We start from the raw sequence: 20,365 nt of genomic DNA on the forward strand, positions 1-20,365 counted from the left end.
GGCCGGGGTCACGCCTTTGGTGCGTGGCTCAGGCCAGAAAGGCGTCGAAGTCGCCCAGAACCTGCTGATAGACCGCGCGCTTGAACGGCACGATGCTGTCGATCAGATCGGCCGCGCGCATCCATTGCCAGCGGTCGAATTCGGGATGGGCGGTTTCGATGCGCACCTGTTCGTCCCGGCCCTGAAAGCGCAGCGCCAGCCATTTCTGCCGCTGGCCGCCGTATTTGCCCTTCCAGACCTTGCCCAGCAATTCGGGCGGCAGGTCATAGGTCACCCAGTCCGGGCTTTCGGCCAGCACCTCGACCAGATCGGGGGTGACGCCGGTTTCCTCGACCAGCTCGCGCAAGGCCGCCTCGCGCGGGGTCTCGCCGGGGTCGATGCCGCCTTGCGGCATCTGCCAGGCGTGGCCGGGATTGTCGATGCGCTGGCCGGCAAAGACCAGCCCGCGATCATCGATCAGCACCACACCCGCGCAGGGCCGGTAGGGCAGGCCCGAGGGGCCGGTCATGGTCTCGGCGCCGCTCATTGCTGCTTGGCCCCCTGACTGGCGGCATCCTCGCCGGTATTGGCGGGCTTGGCGCTGTCGGGCACGTCATCGGAGCGCACGTTCATCGCCGACAGGCCTTTCAGGATGTCGACGGCATAGGCCAGCTGATAGTCCTCTTCGCGCAGCTTGGCGGTGGCCTCGACCTGCTGGGCCTCCTGCTCGATCTGCTTCTTCTCTTCGTCGGACACCGCGTCATTGTTCAGCGCGCCGCGCAGATCGGCTTCCGAGTTCAGGAATTTCGAATCGGTCTTGGGCTTGTCGGCATTCTCGTCCTCGCCGGGCTTGGGTGCCGGCTGTTCGACGATGATGTCGGGCTGAATCCCCAGCGCCTGGATCGAGCGGCCCGAGGGCGTGTAATAGCGCGCCGTGGTCAGCCGGATGGCGCTGTCGGCGGTCACCGGCATCACCGTCTGGACCGAGCCCTTGCCAAAGGATTTGGTGCCGACGACGATGGCGCGGCGGTGATCCTGCAGCGCGCCGGTCACGATTTCCGAGGCCGAGGCCGAGCCGCCGTTGATCAGCACGACCATCGGCTTGCCCTGCGCCAGATCGCCCGGCTCGGCGTTCCAGCGCTCCGATTCCTCGGGCTTGCGGCCGCGGGTCGAGACGATCTCGCCCTTGTCGAGGAAGGCATCCGACACCGAGATAGCCTGATTGAGCAGGCCGCCGGGGTTGTTGCGCAGATCCAGCACAAAGCCCGTGACCTTGTCGATGCCGCCGGCGTCCTTGATCGCCTTGGCCATCTCGGTCTTCAGCGTGTCCATGGTCTCGTCGTTGAAGGTGGTGACGCGCAGCACCACGGCATGGCCGACGATGCGGGTCTTGACCACGGTCAGCTTGATCGTGTCGCGGGTCATGGTCAGGTCGAAGGGTTCCTTGACCCCCTGACGCAGGATGGTGATCTTGATTTCCGAACCGATGGGCCCGCGCATCTTTTCGACCGCCTCGTCCAGTGTCAGCCCCATCAGCGATTCGCCGTTCACATGGGTGATATAGTCGCCGGCCTTGACGCCCGCCTGCGCCGCAGGGGTGTCGTCGATGGGCGAGATGACCTTGACCAGCCCGTCCTCTTGCCCGACCTCGATGCCAAGGCCGCCAAAGCTGCCCCGGGTCTGGGTCTGCATGTCCTCGTAATCCTTGGCCGACAGGAACGAACTGTGCGGGTCAAGCGAGGTCAACATGCCGTTGATCGCCGCTTCGATCAGCTTCTTGTCGTCCACCGGCTCGACGTAATCCGAGCGCACGCGCTCGAACACGTTGCCGAACAGGTCGAGCTGCTCATAGACCGAGGCATTCTTGCCGGTCTCTTGCGCAAGGATCGGGCCGGCGAATTGGGTGGCCGCGACCGCGCCTGCGAGGGTGCCGATCGCGCCGGCCAGAAGGTAATGTTTCATTCGTCGTTCCGTTCTGCCGGGTTCTGCTCGGTGTCTGGGCTGGCGGAGGCTTGGGATTTCTCGCCGATAATCGGATTCATCACGAACCACTCTGCCGGGTCCAGCGTTTCCTTGCCTTTGCGCAGTTCAACATACAGTGTTTCATCCTGCCCCGCGCCGCCGCCGATGGCGGCATTGGCGACGAAGTCGGCGCCGAACTCCTGTGCGCTGGGTTCAGTGCCGCCCATCAGCCCGACCGGCTCGCCGGCCTGCAACACGTCGCCGGTCTCGCCAAAGACCTGACCAAGGCCGGCAAAGATCATCAGATAGCCGCGCGCCGGCTCAATGATCACTACATTGCCATAGTCCAGAAGCGGGCCGCGATAGCGGATCGTCGCCGGCCAAGGCGTGGTGACCAGCGCCGCCGGGCCGGTGGCGATGACCAGACCCGGCCGCTTGACCCCGGCGGCATCCGGCTCATTGTAGCGGCGCAGCACGGTGCCCATCACCGGCAGCGGCAGGCTGCCCTGCGCACCCTCGAAATCGGCCATCGGCGGGCCGACATCGCTTTCCATGCCGCTGATCCCCGAGGCAAAGGCATCCAGCGAATCCGCCGATTGCACCAGCGTGCGCAGCTCTTCGGGGTCCTGACCATAGCGCACCGGCATCTGCGAACGGTCGGTGGTGGCCGAGGTCAGCAGCCGCCGCGCCTCTTGCACCTGCGCCAGCCCTTGCGCCAGCGTATTGGCGGCGTTCAGCTGGATGGCGCGGACGGTGCGGATTTCTTCAAGGTCCTTCTGCATCGACTCGGCCTCGGCCTGCAGGCTGGGGCCGACCGAGCTGAGAATCATGCCGGCGCGGGCCGAGGCCTCGGGGCCGGCGGGATGCAGAAGCAGCAGGGTTTCGGGCGATTTCTGCATCGCCGTCATCACACCCAGCACCCGGCCCAGCTTGTCGCGGCGGGCGTCGAATTCGGCACGGATTTCCTGCTCGCGGATGCCGGCGCGGCGCAGCCCTTCGCGCAGGGCGGCAAGGCCGCGCTCATAGGCCTGAATCATCTGGGTCAGCGAGGCGACCTGATCCTCTTGGGTCAGGGCCTGATCCAGCTGGCCGGTGGCATCGCGCAGCATCTGGGCGGCGGCTGCGGCTTCGGCTGCGGCCTGCCCCAGCGGCTCGGCCGGTTCGGTGGCCGGAGTGCCGGCCTGCTGCGCCGAGGTCGCGGGGGCTGCGGCACAAAGGCCGGCAGCCATGAGGCAGGGCAGAAGGAAACGTCGAATCATGCTTTGTCGATCAGGGTGCGGCCGGTCATTTCGGACGGCAGGTCAAGGCCCATCAGGTCCAGCACCGTCGGCGCGACATCGGCCAGCCGGCCGTTGTGCAGGCTGCTGCCCGCCGGGCCGCCATAAACGATCACCGGCACCGGGTTCACGGTATGGGCGGTATGCGGACCGCCGGTGTCGGGGTCGATCATGGTTTCGCAATTGCCGTGGTCGGCAATCACCACCGCCGCGCCGCCGGCCTTGTCCAGCGCCGCCAGCATCATCCCCAACCCCTTGTCCACCGCCTCGCAGGCGCGAACGGCGGCGGGCAGGCTGCCGGTATGGCCGACCATGTCGGGGTTGGCAAAGTTCACCACGATCAGATCATAACCGGCCTCGATCGCCTCGACCAGCTTGGCGCTGACCTCGGGCGCGGCCATTTCCGGGGCCAGATCATAGGTCGCGACCTTGGGGCTTTGCGGCATGAAGCGGTCTTCGCCCGGCTCGGGCGATTCCTTGCCGCCGTTCAGGAAGAAGGTGACATGCGGGTATTTCTCGGTCTCGGCCAGACGGAACTGGCGCAGGCCCTTTGCGGCGACCCAGGCGCCCAGGGTATTGACCACCTGCCGCTTGGGATAGGCGGCGGTCATGTATTCGTCGTGCCGGGCCGAGTAATCCACCATGCCCAGCAGCGCCGCCCATTCCGGCCGCTTGCCGGTGTCGAAGGCGTCGAAACCCGGCTGGCCGATGGCGGCTAGGATTTCACGCGCGCGGTCGGCGCGGAAATTGAGGCAGAAGAAGCCATCGCCATCGCGGGCGCCGGCATAATCGGCGATTACGCTGGGCTGGATGAATTCGTCGGTCTCACCGCGCGCATAGGCATCGACGACGGCCTGCGCGGCATCGGGCTCGGCCTGACCCTGGCCCTGGATCATGGCGGCATAGGCACGGCTGACGCGTTCCCAGCGGTTGTCGCGGTCCATGGCGAAATAGCGCCCGCAGACCGTGCCGATGCGCGCGCCCTGCGGCAGATTGCCCTGAAGTTCGGTGATAAAGCCCATGGCCGAGCTGGGCGGCACGTCGCGCCCGTCGGTCACCGCATGGATCACCACCGGCACCCCCTTGTCGGCAACCGCGCGGGCGGCGGCGATGACATGCTGGATATGGCCATGCACGCCGCCATCCGAGATCACGCCCATCAGATGCGCGGTGCCGCCGGTCGCCTTGAGCTTGCGGATGAAGTCGCCCAGCCCGGTATTGGCGTAGAAGCTGCCATCTTCGATCGCGAGGTCGATCTGGCCCAGATCCATGGCGACGACGCGGCCGGCGCCGATATTGGTGTGGCCGACCTCGGAATTGCCCATCTGGCCGCGCGGCAGGCCGACATCGGGACCGAAGGTGATCAGCGTGCCATGCGGGCAGTCGCGCATCAGCCGGTCGAAGTTCGGCGTATTTGCCTGATCCGGCGCGCTTTGCTCGGGCCGCGACGAGATCCCCCAGCCATCGAGGATGCACAGGACGACGGGTTTGGGATGGGTCATGGGCGGCCTCTTTCGCTTGTACCGTTGCTTCTACGATTCCCGGCGGCAGGGGGCAAGTTCGGCAAGTGGCCGTGGCGTGGCCCCGCCGAATCCCGTTGTCGCGCCAGTGGCGCGGTCGCATGGGTATTTGGGAAATGGTGAAGATGCGGGCGCCGCCCCGGATGGGCAGGGGCGGCGCCCGGTTGCGGCCTAGGCGGCGATGGGGGCGGCAGTGATCTGGTAGGCAAAGCCCTTGGCATCCAACTCATTCAGGGGCTGGCCGGCGATTTCGGCCTGAGGATACATCAGGAAGGGCAGGCGGGTGGCGCGGTCGGCCAGCGCGAGGTCTTCGGCCGTGTTGAAGCCGACCCAATTGCCTTCCCAATTGCCCAGAAGCGCGGCATTCACCTGGCTGACCACCGGATCGCCGGGATCCTTGATCCAGGTTTCGGTTTCGGCGCGCATGACCTTGAGTACGTCGGCGGGGTCCATGGCCACCCAGCCGTAATCCGAGAGCCAGACCTCGGCCCGGCAGTGCTGGGCGGCGGTGATGGTTTCGCTGTTGGCGCCGAGCTGCTTGAAGCCGAAGGACGAGGGGGCGACCCGCACGCCGTAGACGTCGCGGGCCGGAACGCCCGAGGCCCGGGCCAGCGCCACGAAGAGCCCGTTCAGATCGGCGCATTTCCCGCCGAGCCCGGCGCTGGTCAGGGTGGCCACGGCATGGCCCGGGCCGCAGCCGGGCGTGTCGAGGTTGCGGTAGCAATGCGCGACGATCCAGGCATAGATCGCCCGGACCTTGTCGAGGTCGCTGCCCGCGCCGGCGGTGATGCGGGCAGCGGTTTCGGCGACGATGCCGTCCAGCGGCTTGCTGCCGCTGGGGCGCAGCGCGGCCTGCAGGACGGCGGGATCGGCACTGGCTGGCATGGGTTTCGACCAGTCGACCGTGCGGTTGCGGGTCTGGAAGCGCGAGGTCAGCGCCAGTTCGGGCGGAGCGCTGCCGTCGAAGCGGGCGTGCAGGTAACGCGCGCCGTTGGCCGGGTCGAGGATGATTTCGGCCTGCGTGGCATTGCCGGAATGGCTGTCATCGAGGCTGTGCTGATAGTCGTTGTCGAGCGATGGCACCGGCAGCCAGATCTGGGCCGGCGCGGCCTTGGGCAGGGTGACACGGGTGGTGATCTCGTAGCCCCGCCAGTCCGAGGGTTGCGGCGCGAAGACGCGCGGCTGGGCGCCCCGCGCCGCAAGCGGCAGGGCGGCGAGTGCCGGGGCGATCCCGGCGGCAAGTCCGACTTTCAGAAAGCTGCGGCGAGATTGGGCGGTCATGGTCCGATCCTTTGCATGGCTTTGCAGCAGGGGGCGAGCCCCGCCCCCGGGATCGCTTCAGGCTAGGCCGAAACCGGCCCTGGCTCAAGCCTTGTGCCCCGGGCCGATCAGGCGCCGGTGCCGGTTTCCGCCGCGATTTCTGCCCGCGATTTGCGGCCGCGCTCGGTTGCGGATTTCAGCTGGCCGCAGGCGGCCATGATATCCTCGCCGCGCGGGGTGCGGATCGGGCTGGCGTAGCCCGCCTTGTAGACGATGTCGGCGAATGCCTCGATCCGTTCCCAGCCCGAGCGGCGATAGGCGACGCCCGGCCATTCGTTGAACGGGATCAGGTTGATCTTGGCCGGGATGCCCCGGATCAGCTTGACCAGACGGCGGGCGTCCTCGTCGCTGTCGTTCACGCCGTCCAGCATGACATATTCAAAGGTGATGCGTTCGCTGTTCGACAGGCGCGGGTATTCGCGCAGCGCGTTCAACAGCGTCTCGATGTTCCATTTCTTGTTCACCGGCACCAGCTTGTCGCGCACCTCGTCGGTGGTGGCGTGAAAGCTGACCGCCAGCAGGCAGCCGATTTCCTCGGCGGTCTTGGCAATTTCCGGAACGATGCCGCTGGTCGACAGCGTGATGCGGCGGCGCGACAGGCTGATGCCTTCGCCATCCATCACCACCTTCATCGCGTCACGGACATTGTCGAAATTGTAAAGCGGCTCGCCCATGCCCATCAGCACGACGTTCGAGACCAGCCGGCTTTCATCCTTGGGCGCGCCGGGTTGCGGCCATTCGTCCAGATCGTCGCGGGCGACCATGACCTGACCGACGATTTCCCCGGCCGTCAGGTTGCGCACCAGCTTTTGCGTGCCGGTGTGGCAGAAAGAGCAGGTCAGCGTGCAACCGACCTGACTGGAAATGCACAGCGTGCCGCGGCTTTCCTCGGGGATATAGACGGTCTCGACCTCATGCCCGCCGGCGATGCGCAAAAGATATTTGCGCGTGCCATCCGCCGAGACCTGACGGGTGACGATTTCCGGAACCGCGATCTCGAACCGCTCGGCCAGAAAGGCGCGGTAATCCTTGGCCAGATTGGTCATCTGCGCGAAATCGCGCACCCCCCAGTGATAGACCCATTGCCAGATCTGGCCCACGCGCATCTTGGCCTGCTTGTCCGGCGTGCCGGCATCGACCAGCGCCTGACGCAGCTGGTCGCGGGTCAGGCCGACGATATTGGTCAGCGCCGTCTCGGGCAGCTTGCGCGGGATGGTCAGGACGTCTTGCGTGATCGGGGCGTTCATGGCTGGGCAATCCGGGCGGAAGGGGGGCAAGCCGCCTATATAGGGCAAAACCCCCAAAAAGAAAACAGGGGCCGGTGCCCCTGTTCATGTCGGTCGCGATTGGCCGGGCTTATTTGCAGGCGGCCTGTGCCTTGTTGGTCATCGCGGTGATGCCCTTCAGGCTGAACGTGTCCTTGGTCTGGGTGCCGCGCGCCGAACGGCCGCTGATCACCGCCGAGGAACCGGCACGCAGCGCCGAGATCAGCTTGCCGTCTTCCGTGGGCGAACCGGTCCACGCGCTTTCGCCTTCGGTGAACAGCTTGAACACATTGCCGCCGATATTGACCTCGACCGCCGAGTCCGGCGCAAAGGGATAGCCGCCCGAGAACGAGACCTCGCCCGACTGGCCGGGGCGATAGGCGATATACAGGCGGATGTCGCTGCGGGTCACATCCTTGGGCTTGCCGCTGGCATCGGTGTTCTGCGTCGATTTCGGCGCGGACACTGCCCAGCATTCCTTGGGGCTCGAGGCCGAAAAGGCGGTCCAGTCACCGTCGGTCCCGATCACATTGGTCGAGTCCTGTGCAAGCACGGGGGTCGAAAGGGCGATTGCGAATGCGGTGGCGGCAGCCGCCACACGCGGCGCGGATGTGAACATGCTCTGGCCTCCTGCCATGGTCCGGTTTATCCGGGCTTGTTGCCGATCATTGTGGTGTTTTCAACCATCTCTCGGCAGAATAATGCGAAAACTGCGGCGCGAGAAAGCCCTCGGTGACAAAAATCGCGCGATTGTCAGAGGAAAACGACCCATGACGGCGGCAAGGCTCATCGAATTGTGGCGCGGCGGGCTGCGCGAAAGCGTCCATAGCGGCCATGTGGTGATTGCCGATGTGAACGGCATCGTCGAGGCCTGGGGCAATCCCGGCGCGGTGATCTTTCCGCGCTCGTCGTGCAAGATGATCCAGGCGCTGCCGCTGGTGGAAAGCGGCGCGGCCGATGCCGCCCGGCTGACCGACCGCCAGCTGGCTCTGGCCTGCGCCAGCCATGAGGGGGCGGCGCTGCATGTCGGCGCAGTCGGTGAATGGCTGGCGCATCTGGGACTTGATGAGGGCGACCTGCGCTGCGGCGCGCATCTGCCGGGCGATGCACATGAACGGCGCCGGCTGGTCTGTTCGGAGACCGCGCCCTGCCAGCTTCACAACAATTGTTCGGGCAAACATGCCGGCTTCCTGACTCTGATGCGCCATATCAAGGCCGGTCCCGAATATGTCGAACTGGATCACCCGGTGCAGCGCGCCGTGCGTCGCGCCTTCGAGGAGGTGACGGACGAAAAAGCCGCCGGCTGGGGCATCGACGGCTGCTCGGCGCCGAATTTCGCCTGCACGATCGAGGGGCTGGCCCGCGCCATGGCCGGTTTCGCGGCACCGGGCACCGGCGCGCGCGGGCAGGCGCAGCGTCGCCTTTTCGACGCGATGGTCGCCCACCCCGAGCTGGTCGCGGGCGAGGGCCGGGCCTGCACGGCGCTGATGCGGGCGATGCGCGGCCGCGTCGCGGTCAAGACCGGCGCCGAGGGGGTCTTTGTCGCCATCATCCCCGAGCGCCGGTTGGGCATCGCGCTGAAAATCGCCGATGGCGGCACCCGCGCCGCCGAGGCCGCGATCACCACGCTGATGCTGCATCTCGGGCTCATCGACCGCAATGATCCGGCGGTCGCGCGTTACCTGACCGGCCCGCTGACCAATTGGCGCGGCAAGGTCACCGGCGAGCTGCGCCGGGCCGAGGGCTTTCCGTAAGCCGCCGCCCTTCCGCTTCTTTCGTGGTGAAATATCCCGGGGGTCCGGGGGCAGCGCCCCCGAACGCGCCCTCACAGAAAGCTCTGCGGGTCGATATCCACCGCCAGCCGCAGATTGGTTGGCGGCTTTGGCGCCAGCCGCAGCCAGTCCGCGATCGCCAGCTGCACCGGCGCCTGCCGGGCCGAGCGGATCAGGATCCGCACCCGGTAACGCCCCCGGATGCGGGCGATGGGCGCCGGCGCCGGACCCCAGACCTCGGCGCCGATCTCTTCCAACGGCCCGGCCCGGCGCACCAGTTCGCGGGAGTAATCCTCGACCACTGGCTGATCGGGATGCGACAGGATGATCCCCGCCAGCCGGCCAAAGGGCGGCATGCCGACCGCCTGCCGCTGCGCTGCCTCGGCGTCCCAGAACTCCTCGTCCTGCCCCGACAGGATGGCACGGATCACCGGATGCTCGGGCTGATGCGTCTGCAACAGCGCAAGGCCCCGCGCTTCGCCGCCTTCGCGCCCGGCGCGGCCCGCAACCTGCCGCATCAGCTGAAAACTGCGCTCGGCCGCGCGCAGGTCGGCGCCTTGCAGCCCCAGATCCGCATCGATCACCCCCACCAGCGTCAGCCGGGGAAAGTTGTGCCCCTTGGCGACCAGCTGGGTGCCGATGATGATGTCGGTCTCGCCGGCGCTGATCGTGGCGATGGCCTCTTTCAGCGCCCGCGCCGAATGGAACAGGTCCGAGGACAGGACCGAGGCCCGTGCCTCGGGGAAACGTTCGGCCACTTCCTCGGCCAAGCGCTCGACGCCGGGGCCGATGGCGGTCATCTTGCCCTCGACACCGCAGGAGGGGCAGGCAGTCGGAATGGGCTTTGTCGCGCCGCATTGGTGACAGACCAGACGGTTCTGGAACCGATGCTCGACCATGCGGGCATCGCATTGATCGCAGCCGATTTGTTGGCCGCAGGCCCGGCAGGCGGTGATCGGCGCATAGCCGCGCCGGTTCAGAAACAGCAGAGACTGCTCGCCCCGCGCCTGCCGCTCGCGGATTTCCCGCGCCAGCGTCGGGCTGATCCAGCGGCCCTTTTCCATCTCCTCGGCGCGCAGGTCGATGGTGCCCATCTCGGGCAGTTCGGCGGTGCCATAGCGCGCGCGCAGGTCCAGCCGGGCATATTTGCCGCTGGCTGCATTGACCCAGCTTTCGACCGAGGGCGTGGCCGAGGCCAGAACCACCTGCGCCTGCCCGATGCTGGCGCGCAGCACCGCCATGTCGCGGGCGGAATAATAGACCATGTCTTCCTGCTTGTAGCTGGAATCATGCTCTTCATCGACGACGATCAGCCCCAGATCGGCAAAGGGCAGGAACAGGGCTGATCGCGCGCCGACCACCATGCCGACATGGTTTTCGGCCGCCATCATCCACAGCCGGCGCCGCTCGGTCCGGGTGATGCCGGAATGCCATTCGCCGGGACGCGCGCCGAACCGCGTCTCGACCCGGTTCAGAAATTCGGCCGACAGCGCGATCTCGGGCAGCAGCACCAGCGCCTGCCGGCCCTGGCGCAGACATTCCGCCACCGCCTCAAGGTAAACCTCGGTCTTGCCCGAGCCGGTGACGCCGCGCAGCAGCGTGGTGCCATAGGTGCGGCCCTGCACCGCCTGCCGCAACAGCGCCGCCGCATCGGCCTGATCGGGGGCCAGCGGCTTGCCGGGCAGGTCCGGGTCCAGCCGCGGAAACGGCAGGTCGCGCGGCGCCCGCACCTCGGCCAGCGTGCCAGCCTTGACCAGCCCCTGCACCACGCCGCCGCTGACCCCGGCCAGCTGCGCCAGCTCGCCCGGGGCGAAGCCGGCACCGCCGTGATCCTCGATCACCCTCAGCACGGCGGCGCGGGCGTCGGTCATGCGCTCGGGCGGAGGCCCGGCACGATGGATGATGCGCCGCGCGGCCGGCGGCTGGTCCAGATCCGGCGCCCGCGTCGCCATGCGCAGCATCATGGGCAGCGGCGTCAGGGTGTATTCGCCCATCCGCGTCAGGAATTCGATCATCTCGGGCGTCAACGGCGGTGCCTCGACCAGCCGCGCGACGGGGCGCAGCTTGGCCATGTCGAAATCGCCCATGCCCGGCCCCCAGACCGCGCCCATCACCCGGCGCGGCCCCAGGGGCACCACGACCAGCTGCCCCAGCCGCACCCCGCCCTCGGGCGCAAGATAGTCGAGCACGCCGACCACCTCTTGCGTCAGCACCGCGATGCGGGCGCCATGCGGATAAAACAGCGGCTGCCGCATCGTCAGCCCGGAAGGCCCAGCCACATCAGTAGCAGGGGCAGTGGCCAGTTCCCCACCAGCCATGGCCCGGCCAGCAGGCCGGCCAGCACGGGCGAGATGCCGGGATCTAGGGCTTCCATAGGGTCTCCTGCGACGAACGAGCCCGACTGTGCCACGGGCGCGACATTGCCCGCAACCCGGGCGCGCGCCATGCCGGCTGCCCTTTCCGCAGCGACTGTTATGCGCTAAACCCCCAGGGAAAGCCTAAGGAGGGGCACGAGCATGAAGTTCTTCGTCGATACCGCAGACACCGCCGCCATTCGCGAGCTGAATGAACTGGGCATGGTGGACGGCGTCACGACCAACCCGTCGCTGATCATGAAATCCGGCCGTGACATCCTGGAAGTGACCAAGGAGATCTGCGAGATCGTCGCAGGCCCGGTCAGCGCCGAAGTGGTCGCCTCGGATGCCGAGGACATGATCCGCGAGGGCAAGCATCTGGCCAAGATCGCCTCGAACATCGCGGTCAAGGTGCCGCTGACCTGGGACGGGCTCAAGGCCTGCAAGGCGCTCTCCTCCGAAGGCCATATGGTCAACGTCACTCTGTGCTTTACCGCTGCCCAGGCGCTTCTGGCGGCCAAGGCGGGCGCGACCTTCATCAGCCCCTTCATCGGCCGCATGGACGACATCAACCTCGATGGCATGCAGCTGATCGAGGACATCCGCACCATCTACGACAATTACGGCTACACGACCCAGATCCTTGCCGCCTCGATCCGTTCGGTGAACCACATCACCGATGCCGCGCGCATCGGCGCCGACGTGATCACCGCGCCGCCCTCGGTCATCAAGGCGATGGCCAGCCATGTGCTGACCGACAAGGGGCTGGAACAGTTCAACGCGGACTGGGCCAAGACCGGCCAGAAGATCCTGTAATCCAGCGGCGGGGCCCCGGTATGAGCCTTCCTGACGAACTGCGCGCCCGGCTTCTGGCGCAGCCGGACCTGATCCTTGCCGATCGCGACCTGATGCGCGCCCTGATCGGGGCGCGCGAGGCGATGCTGGGCGAAAACGTCATCGACATCCGGGGCCTTGCGATGCAGGCGCTGGAATCGCGGCTGGACCGGCTGGAGGCCACGCATGAATCGGTGATCTCGACCGCCTACGAAAACCAAAGCGGCATGCACACCATTCATCGTGCGGTGCTGTCGCTGCTGGAGCCCGACGATTTCGAGGGGTTTTTGGAAAACCTCGACAGCAATGTGGCGCCGATCCTGCGGGTCGAGACGCTGCGCCTGATCATGGCCTCGGGCAGCAATGACATGCTGCCGCGCGTGCCGCCGGGCCTGTCCATCGTCACGGCCGATGCCATGGCGGAACTGATCGCCGGCGGCCGGCGCGCGCCACGCGGCGATGACATCATCCTGCGCCGGGCGGCGGCGCAGACGCTGCCCCATCACGGCGACACCCGCGCGCCGATCCGCTCCGAGGCGCTCTTGCCGATCGAGCTTGGCCGGGGTCGCTTTCCGGCGCTGCTGCTGATGGGCTCGGCCGAGCTCGGACGCTTCACCCCGGCGCAGGGCACCGATCTCTTGCGCTTCTTCGGGCAGGTGTTCCGGCTGGTGCTTTTGGGCTGGCTGCGGGAATGACCGGGCCGGCGGCCAGCACCGAGGCCGCGACGCGGACCCTGCTGCTGGCGCTGGCACCGCTGATGGCCGACGAGCTGGCGCGCTGGCTGGATGGCGAGCGCGCGGTGCGCGGCCGTTCCGACCACACCATCCGCGCCTATCAGGCGGATCTGCTGAGCTTTCTGGCCTTTCTTGGCCGGCATCACGGCGAACCGGCGCTGCCGGGCAATCTGGGCGCGCTGACCCAATCCGACATGCGCGCCTTTGCCGCCGCCGAGCGCGGGCGCGGCCTGTCGGCACGCTCGCTGGCCCGCCGGCTGTCGGCGGTGCGCAGCTTCATCCGCTGGATGTCCGACCGGCACGGCTTCGACGCCTCGCGTGCGCTGGCCTCGCGTTCGCCGAAATTCACCCGCTCGCTGCCGCGCCCGCTGGCCGAGGCACAGGCCCGCGAACTTCTGGACCTTGCCGCCGAAACCCACCCCAAGCCATGGATCGCCGCCCGCGACACGGCGGTGCTGACGCTGCTTTACGGCTCGGGCCTGCGCATCGGCGAGGCGCTGGGCCTGAACGGCAGCGACTGGCCGCTGCGCGAGGCGCTGACCATCCGCGGCAAGGGTGGCAAGGAACGGCAGGTGCCGGTGCTGCCCGTCGCGCGCGAGGCGATTGCCGCCTATCTCGTCCTGTCGCCTTGGCCCGTGAACCGCGACGAGGCGCTGTTTCGCGGTGCGCGCGGCGGCAGGCTCAGCGCCTCGGTGCTGGAAGGCGCGATGCGCGGGCTGCGTCAGGCGCTGGGCCTGCCGGCTTCGGCGACGCCGCATGCGCTGCGCCACTCCTTTGCCACGCATCTTCTGGCGGCAGGGGGCGATCTGCGCACGATTCAGGAATTGCTGGGCCATGCCAGCCTCTCAACGACGCAGGTCTATACCGGCGTCGATGACGCGCATCTTCTGGCCGTCTATCGCGCCGCGCATCCCCGAACGTAAGCTTCCTGACCGCGATCCTGGATATGGGTAATGGGTATTTGAAAAATGGTGAAATGCTCGAGGTCGCGCTCAGCTGGCGCGGCCTCTGCCTTTGGGGCGCGTTCTGGCATTTCACCATTTTCCAAATACCCATCGGCCTTGCCACCCGCGCCGGGCTTTACAATTTCGCGCGGCAGCCGCATCAGCGCCATTATGTTCGACCTTTCGCTTGATCTTGTCCTGATGCTGGTGGGCGCGGCCTTTGCCGCCGGTTTCGTCGATTCCATCGCCGGGGGCGGCGGGCTGATCACCGTGCCGGCGCTGCTTTTGGCCGGGATCCCGCCGACGCAGGCCTTGGCCACCAACAAGGTGCAGGGAGCGTTCGGCGCTGCCACTGCCGCGATTTCCTATGCCCGGCGCGGGCTGGTCGATCTGCACAGCCAAAGGCGCGCCGCGGCCATCGCCTTTGCCGGCGGGCTGGCGGGCGCGCTTTGCGTCGCTGCCCTGCCGACGCAGCTTTTGCGCTATGTCCTGCCGGTGGTGCTGATCGGGATTGCGCTGTTTTTTGCGCTGAAGCCGGGGCTGAACGATCTTGACCGCACGCAGCGCATGGCGCCCGCGCTGTTCAGCCTGACCGTGGTGCCGGCCATCGCCTTTTACGACGGGCTTCTGGGGCCGGGGACCGGGGCATTCCTGATGCTGGGGTTCGTCATGCTGGCGGGCTATGGCGTGCTGAAGGCCACAGCGCATACCAAGCTGCTGAATTTCGCCTCGAACCTTGGCGGGCTGGTGGCCTTTGCGGCGGTTGGCAAGCCGCTATGGCTTCTGGGCGCGACGATGGCGGTGGCGCAAGTCGCCGGCGCCACGCTGGGCGCGCGGCTGGCCATGCGGATCGGCGCGCGCATCATCAAGCCGCTGCTCGTCGTCACCTCGACCGGGCTGGCGCTGCGGCTGATCTGGCAGATGCTCTAGCCCGGCAGATCCAGCAGCGCGGGCAGGTGCGTCATGTCGTCAAACAGCCGCGCCCCCTCGGCGGCCAGCGCGGGATTGCCCTCGGGCGCATAGCCGAAGCAGCGGATGCCGGCGGCGCGCGCGGCGCGGGCGCCGGTCGGGCTGTCCTCGATCACCACGCAATCGGCGGGTGCCGCATTCAGAGCGCGGGCGGAAGCAAGGTAAAGATCCGGCGCCGGTTTCGGCAGCGTATCCGCCTGACCCGAGAGCACGGCGCGGAACCTTTGCGTCAGGCCGGGAAACTGGCCCAGCGTCACCAGCATCTTTTCCGGCGAGCCGTTCGAGCCAATGGCATAGGGAATGCCCGCCGCGTCCAGCCGGTCCAGCACCGTCAGGATGCCCGGCACCAGCGCGACGCCCTGTGCCAGATGGTCGTAAAGCCGCGCATAGAAGCGCTCGACCCAATCGGCGGGGATCCGGGCGCCCATGGCGCGGGCGCGGGCGCCGACCTCGGCCATGACGCTGCCGACGAAGCCTTCGTTCAGCTGGTCCAGCGTCAGCTCCAGCCCGCGCTCGGCGAAATCCCGTTGCAACAGCGCCAGCGTCGCCGGTTCGGTATCCACGACGACGCCGTCGCAGTCAAAGATCACGGCCTTGGGCGGCATTGGGGGCTCCGTGGGTTGGGGCGGGTATAGGCCCGTCCCTGACGCCTGACGGCGCCCGCGTCAAGGTGGGCTCAGACCCCGCAGCGTTCCAGAAAGCCCGCAAGGATGCCGGCCAGCCGGTCGGCCCACAGGCTCTGGCCCTCGGCATCGGCGATCAGGTCGTTGCGCACCTCGATCAGCACATTGGGCCGGCCCTGCGCCAGCCCGTGCCGGTCGATCGAATCGCCCTGCAGATGGCCGGAATAGGGTTCGTTGTCGCCGGTGACCCAGCCTTGGTCGCGACATTCGCGGATCAGCGCCGGGCCCAGCCGCGTGTCCAGATGCGAATAAAGCACCCCCACCGACCAAGGCCTGCGCGGGCGGCCACGCAATTGCCGGGTAAAGCTGTGGATGGCGCAGATCGCCCGGTCGGGCAGCGCTGCGGCCAATTCCGCATAAGCCTGGTGATAGGGGCGGTAAAGCCGATCCAGCCGCCGCTCGCGTTCGGCCGCGTCGGCATGGCGGTTCGCGGGGATCACCGTGCCGTCATAGATCCGCATCAGCAGCGTCGGGTCGTCCTCGCCCCGGTTCGGGTCGATCACGAGGCGCGAGAAATCAGACAGGATCGCCGGCGCATCCAGCCGCAGCGCCAGGTCCCGCGCCAGCCCCGCCGCGCCGATGTCATAGGCGATATGGCGGCCCATATCCTCGGGCGCGATGCCCAGATCGCCGCCGCCGACCCAATCGGGCACCCGGTTGGTGGCGTGATCGCAGGTGATGAGCCAACGCGACGGGCGATCCGCGCCCAGCATGGAAAAAGGTCTGGCTGTCATGGTGCCTTTGCTTGCATGGGGCACGCATTAGTGCAAGCCATGGCCCCAGCGCACCGTTGCCGCCCATGGCCGAATGGGACTATACAGCGCCTGCTAGCGCAATCATCGACGGGAGAGAGACGGATGAGACGGCATCGCAAGGTCAAGATCGTGGCAACCCTCGGGCCGTCGTCCAGCGATTTCGCGACCATCCGCGCCCTGTTCGAGGCCGGCGCCGACGTGTTCCGCCTGAACATGAGCCACGGCACCCATGACGAACAGCGCGCCCGCTATGACATCATCCGCCGGGTCGAGGCGGAATCGGGCCGCCCGATCGCGGTGCTGGCCGACCTGCAGGGCCCCAAGCTGCGCGTCGGCGCCTTTGCCGCAGGCCCGCATGACCTGCACGAAGGTCAGGCCTTCCGCTTTGATCTGGACGACACGCCCGGCACCGCCGCGCGCGTGCAGCTGCCCCACCCCGAGATCTTTGCCGCGCTGGAGCCCGGCTCGCAGCTTCTGGTCAATGACGGCAAGATCCGCCTGCGGGTCGAGGCCTGTGGCCCGGATTTCGCCGATTGCGTGGTGACGGCGGGCGGGCCGATTTCCAACCGCAAGGGCGTCAACGTCCCCGATGTGGTGCTGCCCCTGGCGGCGCTCTCGGACAAGGACCGCGACGATCTGGAATTCGCCTGCCAGCTGGGCGTGGACTGGCTGGCCCTGTCCTTTGTCCAGCGCCCCGAGGATGTGCTGGAGGCACGCGAACTGGCCAAGGGCCGCGCCGCCATCCTGTCGAAAATCGAGAAACCCGCCGCCGTGCGCGCCTTTTCCGAGATCCTGAAGGTCTCGGACGGGATCATGGTGGCGCGCGGCGATCTGGGCGTGGAACTGCCGGTGCATTCGGTGCCGCCGATCCAGAAACGCCTGACCCGCGCCTGTCGCGCTGCCGCGAAACCCGTGATCGTCGCCACGCAGATGCTGGAATCGATGATCGAAAGCCCGATGCCGACCCGCGCCGAAGTTTCGGACGTGGCGACGGCGATCTATGAGGGCGCCGACGCGATCATGCTCTCGGCCGAAAGCGCCGCCGGCGCCTATCCGGTCGAGGCGGTGGCGACCATGGACAACGTCGCGCGTTCCGTCGAAAGCGATCCGACCTATCGCGAGATCATCGAAAGCTCGCGGCAGGCCAAGCGCCAGACCGTGGCCGATGCCATGGTGGCGGCGGCGCGCGAAATCGCCGAGACCACCGATATTTCCGCGATCTGCGCCTATACCTCGTCGGGCACCACGGTCAGTCTGGTGGCGCGCGAACGTCCCCGCGTGCCGATCATCGCCATGACCGCCGAGGATACCGCGCTGCGCCGCATGTGCCTGACCTGGGGCGCGCATTGCGTCAAGACGCCCGAGCTGGAGCGGTTCAAACAGGCCGTGGTCAATGCCGCGAAAGCCGCGCGCGATTTCGGTTTCGCCGATGAGACCAACCAGATCGTGGTGATGGCGGGCGTGCCCTTCAACCAGTCGGGCACCACCAACATCCTGCGCGTTGCGCCTTGCGACGAGCGCTTGATCTATCGCACCGATCCGGAATAAGCCGCTGATCCAACAGGTCCGCCGGCCATGCACGGGCGGACCCTTCAAGCAAGAGGGCTATGCGATGATCGATCTGCTGCTGCTGTTGGGCGTGGCGCTTTGCGTGATTTCGGTGCTGATGGCGGTGGTCTCGGTGATCCGCACCCAGCCGCCACGTGGTGCGGCGGTCCTGGTGGTGCTCGGCATCGCCGTGCTGTTCGCGACCAGCTGGATCGGCAACCGCGCTTTGGGCGTCACCGATGTCAGCGAGGCTTGGCAGCGGGTGATCAGCGGCGCAAGCTTTGCCCCCGAAAGCAGCAGCGTGACGGCCGAACCCGCCGCTGCGACCGCTGCCGCGCCTGAAACCGCCCCGGCGGCGGCGACGGCCGCCGAACCTGCCCCTGCGGCCGAACCCGCACCCGCGACGGTACCTGCGGCCGAGCCTGCCACCCCGGCCGAGCAATCCGCAACCAGCCCGGATGCTGCGGCTGTGCCGGCCCCCGAGACGGCCCCCGCCGCAACCGGCGACACGGCCCCCGCCGCGCCGGCCGGTCAGCAGTAATCACCCGGCCAAGGCTGCGGCCAGCGCCTCGGCCTCGGCCGCATCATTGTCGAGATGCGGCGTGATCCGCAGCAGCGCGACCCCGGGGTTAAGCTGCGCCTGCGGTTCCTCGACGGCGGGATCGGGCCATTTCGCGACGATCCCGGCCCGCTCCAGCGCCTGCGCCAGCCGCGCCCGTTCGCTGGCCGGCACCGCCAGCGTGATATGGCCCGGCGCCTGTTCGCCTGCCGGCGTGCCCGCCGCCAGCCATCCGGCCAGCCGGTCGTCGCGCCCCAGCGCCCGGCGAAACAGCGCGGCAATGTCGTTCAGCCGCGCGCCCGCCTGCGTCACGCCCATCGTCAGCACCTGATCCAGCGCCGCCGCCATGCCCAGCCGCAGCGCGACATTGGCATCCATCGGCTCAAGCCCTGCGGCTTGTACGCCCAGCACGGCGCTGGCGCGTGGCGACAGCGCCAGCAGTGCCGTGGCACGCGGGCCGCGCAGCCATTTGCGCGCCGTGCCGGCCAGCACGTCCCAACCCTGCGGCACCTCGATGCGGCCCAGCGATTGCGCGGCATCGACGATGACCAGCGTCTGTTCGGGCCGGGGCAGGGCAGCAATCCGGGTCCCCGGATAGACCAGCCCCTGCGCGCTGGTAACCTGCGGCAGCAGCAATGCCGCCACGTCCTCGTCCATGCGCGCGGCCCATGCGGCGGGGTCCAGTGCCTCGTCGCGCGGCAGGATGTCCAGCCGCAGGCCCAGATCCGGCGCGACATGGCGCAGATGGCGCAGGTGGTTGCCCCATTCATGCGGCGCGATCAGCAGGCGCCGCCCACTCAGCGGCAGCCGCGCGATGGCGGCCAGCCAGAATTGCGAGGTGGTATGGCCAAGCGCGACCTGCGCCGGCGTGGTGCCGACCAGCCGCGCCGCCTTGGCGCGCAGCTGGGTCAGCTCAGCCTCGGCCATGCTCAGGGCGGCCAGACTGCCCGCCTCGGCCTCGCAGCGGGCATGGGTCAAAAGCCGCGCCCGGGTCGCGGCGCTGGGCAGGCCATGGCCGCCGGCATTGAGATAGATCGTCATCCGTGCCATTCCCTTGTATGCAGTCGCGGGCAGGCTGCCCCGCCGGGCCGGCAGGGTCCAGCCTTTGTGCTTGCCAAGATCCGTGGCGCGCCTTATAGGGCACGCTTCCACCCGTGCGGCCGGCCGATATGGCATTGCCGAGTCGCGCGTTCACTCTGACCGCAAGGAGAGTAAAATGCCGAAGATGAAGACCAAATCGGCCGCGAAAAAGCGGTTCTCGATGACGGCCTCGGGCAAGGTGAAAGCCGGCCCGGCTGGCAAGCGCCATGGCATGATCAAACGCTCGACGAAATTCATCCGCGACGTGACCGGGACCATGATCCTGTCCGAATCGGACGCGAAAATCGTCAAGAAATACATGCCTTACAACCGCTAAGGAGAACCGGACATGGCACGAGTCAAATCGGGTAAAGTCACCCACGCCCGCCACAAGAAGGTTCTTGACGCGGCAAAAGGCTATTACGGCAACCGTTCGCGCAACTTCCGCACCGCGACCCAGGCTGTCGACAAGGCGAACCAATATGCGACGCGCGACCGCAAGGCCCGCAAGCGCAATTTCCGCGCGCTCTGGATCCAGCGCATCAACGCCGCCGTTCGCGCGGTCGATGCCGAGATGACCTATTCGCGCTTCATCGCCGCGCTGGCGAAAGCCGGGATCGAAGTGGACCGCAAGGTTCTGGCCGATCTCGCCGTGCACGAGCCCGAGGCCTTTGCCGCCGTGGTCGCACAGGCGAAAGCCGCCGCCTGATTTTTCGGGCAAGGCTGACAGGAAATTGACCCGCGCCAAGGCGCGGGTTTTTCTTTGTCCGGGGGGCTCTGCCCCCATGCCGGGCCGGGCACGGCATTCCC

General features: G+C 67.7%; 21 protein-coding genes. 9 read left to right on the forward strand and 12 right to left on the reverse strand.

What is annotated here, in order from left to right:
- Positions 1-28: 28 nt before the first annotated feature.
- From GL279_RS02175 to GL279_RS02205, 7 genes are all read right to left on the reverse strand, one after another.
- Positions 29-526 carry an RNA pyrophosphohydrolase gene (locus tag GL279_RS02175; RefSeq protein ID WP_246175087.1) on the reverse strand — a complete coding sequence of 166 codons (498 nt, stop codon included), beginning with the start codon at positions 524-526 and terminating at the stop codon, positions 29-31.
- A complete protein-coding gene (locus tag GL279_RS02180; RefSeq protein WP_155062981.1) occupies positions 523-1,941 on the reverse strand; it encodes a S41 family peptidase in 1,419 nt (472 codons plus the stop codon). Before GL279_RS02180 ends, GL279_RS02175 begins: the two co-directional genes overlap by 4 nt.
- Positions 1,938-3,200: a murein hydrolase activator EnvC family protein gene (locus tag GL279_RS02185; protein ID WP_155062982.1), complete on the reverse strand. Its 1,263-nt coding sequence runs from the start codon at positions 3,198-3,200 to the stop codon at positions 1,938-1,940. The genes GL279_RS02180 and GL279_RS02185 overlap by 4 nt, the downstream gene beginning before the upstream one ends.
- On the reverse strand, positions 3,197-4,720 hold the full coding sequence (gene gpmI / locus GL279_RS02190; protein ID WP_155062983.1) for a 2,3-bisphosphoglycerate-independent phosphoglycerate mutase: 1,524 nt from the start codon (positions 4,718-4,720) through the stop codon (positions 3,197-3,199). Before gpmI ends, GL279_RS02185 begins: the two co-directional genes overlap by 4 nt.
- 189 nt (positions 4,721-4,909) lie before the next feature.
- On the reverse strand, positions 4,910-6,019 hold the full coding sequence (locus tag GL279_RS02195; RefSeq protein WP_155062984.1) for a transglutaminase-like domain-containing protein: 1,110 nt from the start codon (positions 6,017-6,019) through the stop codon (positions 4,910-4,912).
- A gap of 107 nt (positions 6,020-6,126) precedes the next feature.
- Positions 6,127-7,305, reverse strand: a complete 1,179-nt coding sequence (rlmN, locus tag GL279_RS02200; protein WP_155062985.1) for a dual-specificity RNA methyltransferase RlmN — start codon at positions 7,303-7,305, stop codon at positions 6,127-6,129.
- Positions 7,306-7,414: 109 nt separating this feature from the next.
- Positions 7,415-7,942, reverse strand: coding sequence for an invasion associated locus B family protein (locus tag GL279_RS02205; RefSeq protein WP_155062986.1), 528 nt, complete (start codon positions 7,940-7,942; stop codon positions 7,415-7,417).
- Positions 7,943-8,093: 151 nt separating this feature from the next.
- On the opposite strand from GL279_RS02205, the gene GL279_RS02210 reads away from it, so the two are divergent.
- Positions 8,094-9,077 carry an asparaginase gene (locus GL279_RS02210; RefSeq protein WP_155062987.1) on the forward strand — a complete coding sequence of 328 codons (984 nt, stop codon included), beginning with the start codon at positions 8,094-8,096 and terminating at the stop codon, positions 9,075-9,077.
- A gap of 71 nt (positions 9,078-9,148) precedes the next feature.
- Here the strand turns inward: GL279_RS02210 and GL279_RS02215 are convergent, their stop codons facing one another.
- Positions 9,149-11,350 carry a primosomal protein N' gene (locus GL279_RS02215; RefSeq protein ID WP_155062988.1) on the reverse strand — a complete coding sequence of 734 codons (2,202 nt, stop codon included), beginning with the start codon at positions 11,348-11,350 and terminating at the stop codon, positions 9,149-9,151.
- A 261-nt stretch (positions 11,351-11,611) separates the two neighbouring features.
- Here GL279_RS02215 and fsa point away from each other — a divergent pair, with 261 nt between their 5' ends.
- From fsa to GL279_RS02230, 3 genes are read left to right on the forward strand one after another with little or no spacing between them, the layout of a single operon-like run.
- Positions 11,612-12,265, forward strand: a complete 654-nt coding sequence (fsa, locus tag GL279_RS02220) for a fructose-6-phosphate aldolase (protein ID WP_155062989.1) — start codon at positions 11,612-11,614, stop codon at positions 12,263-12,265.
- Between the two features lie 20 nt (positions 12,266-12,285).
- Positions 12,286-12,978, forward strand: coding sequence for a DUF484 family protein (locus tag GL279_RS02225; RefSeq protein ID WP_155062990.1), 693 nt, complete (start codon positions 12,286-12,288; stop codon positions 12,976-12,978).
- Complete coding sequence (locus GL279_RS02230; protein WP_155062991.1) at positions 12,975-13,940, forward strand: tyrosine recombinase XerC; 966 nt, start codon at positions 12,975-12,977, stop codon at positions 13,938-13,940. Before GL279_RS02225 ends, GL279_RS02230 begins: the two co-directional genes overlap by 4 nt.
- Here GL279_RS02230 and GL279_RS02235 read toward each other — a convergent pair.
- Complete coding sequence (locus GL279_RS02235) at positions 13,913-14,131, reverse strand: hypothetical protein (RefSeq protein ID WP_155062992.1); 219 nt, start codon at positions 14,129-14,131, stop codon at positions 13,913-13,915. The two genes, GL279_RS02230 and GL279_RS02235, sit on opposite strands and share 28 nt — an antisense overlap.
- A gap of 1 nt (position 14,132) precedes the next feature.
- Here GL279_RS02235 and GL279_RS02240 point away from each other — a divergent pair, with 1 nt between their 5' ends.
- The gene (locus GL279_RS02240; RefSeq protein ID WP_155062993.1) at positions 14,133-14,891 is read left to right on the forward strand and encodes a TSUP family transporter; all 759 of its coding nucleotides are present in this window, start codon (positions 14,133-14,135) and stop codon (positions 14,889-14,891) included.
- On the opposite strand, the gene GL279_RS02245 is transcribed toward GL279_RS02240, so the two are convergent.
- Entirely contained in the window at positions 14,888-15,535 is a 648-nt protein-coding gene (locus GL279_RS02245) for an HAD family hydrolase (protein WP_155062994.1), read from the reverse strand. The genes GL279_RS02240 and GL279_RS02245 overlap by 4 nt on opposite strands.
- A gap of 71 nt (positions 15,536-15,606) precedes the next feature.
- On the reverse strand, positions 15,607-16,347 hold the full coding sequence (locus GL279_RS02250; RefSeq protein WP_155062995.1) for an N-formylglutamate amidohydrolase: 741 nt from the start codon (positions 16,345-16,347) through the stop codon (positions 15,607-15,609).
- 123 nt (positions 16,348-16,470) lie between these two features.
- On the opposite strand from GL279_RS02250, the gene pyk reads away from it, so the two are divergent.
- On the forward strand, positions 16,471-17,916 hold the full coding sequence (gene pyk, locus GL279_RS02255; RefSeq protein ID WP_155062996.1) for a pyruvate kinase: 1,446 nt from the start codon (positions 16,471-16,473) through the stop codon (positions 17,914-17,916).
- Between the two features lie 64 nt (positions 17,917-17,980).
- Positions 17,981-18,457, forward strand: a complete 477-nt coding sequence (locus GL279_RS02260) for a hypothetical protein (protein WP_155062997.1) — start codon at positions 17,981-17,983, stop codon at positions 18,455-18,457.
- Here the strand turns inward: GL279_RS02260 and GL279_RS02265 are convergent, their stop codons facing one another.
- Positions 18,458-19,516, reverse strand: a complete 1,059-nt coding sequence (locus tag GL279_RS02265) for an aminotransferase class V-fold PLP-dependent enzyme (protein ID WP_170293902.1) — start codon at positions 19,514-19,516, stop codon at positions 18,458-18,460. It abuts the gene before it with no gap.
- 175 nt (positions 19,517-19,691) lie between these two features.
- Here GL279_RS02265 and rpmI point away from each other — a divergent pair, with 175 nt between their 5' ends.
- Together rpmI and rplT are read left to right on the forward strand one after the other, a co-directional pair.
- Complete coding sequence (gene rpmI / locus GL279_RS02270) at positions 19,692-19,892, forward strand: 50S ribosomal protein L35 (protein WP_114349997.1); 201 nt, start codon at positions 19,692-19,694, stop codon at positions 19,890-19,892.
- Positions 19,893-19,904: 12 nt separating this feature from the next.
- The gene (gene rplT / locus GL279_RS02275) at positions 19,905-20,264 is read left to right on the forward strand and encodes a 50S ribosomal protein L20 (RefSeq protein ID WP_155062999.1); all 360 of its coding nucleotides are present in this window, start codon (positions 19,905-19,907) and stop codon (positions 20,262-20,264) included.
- Positions 20,265-20,365 lie beyond the last annotated feature (101 nt).

It is taken from the genome of Paracoccus limosus, assembly GCF_009711185.1.
Taxonomy (GTDB): Bacteria; Pseudomonadota; Alphaproteobacteria; order Rhodobacterales; family Rhodobacteraceae; genus Paracoccus; species Paracoccus limosus.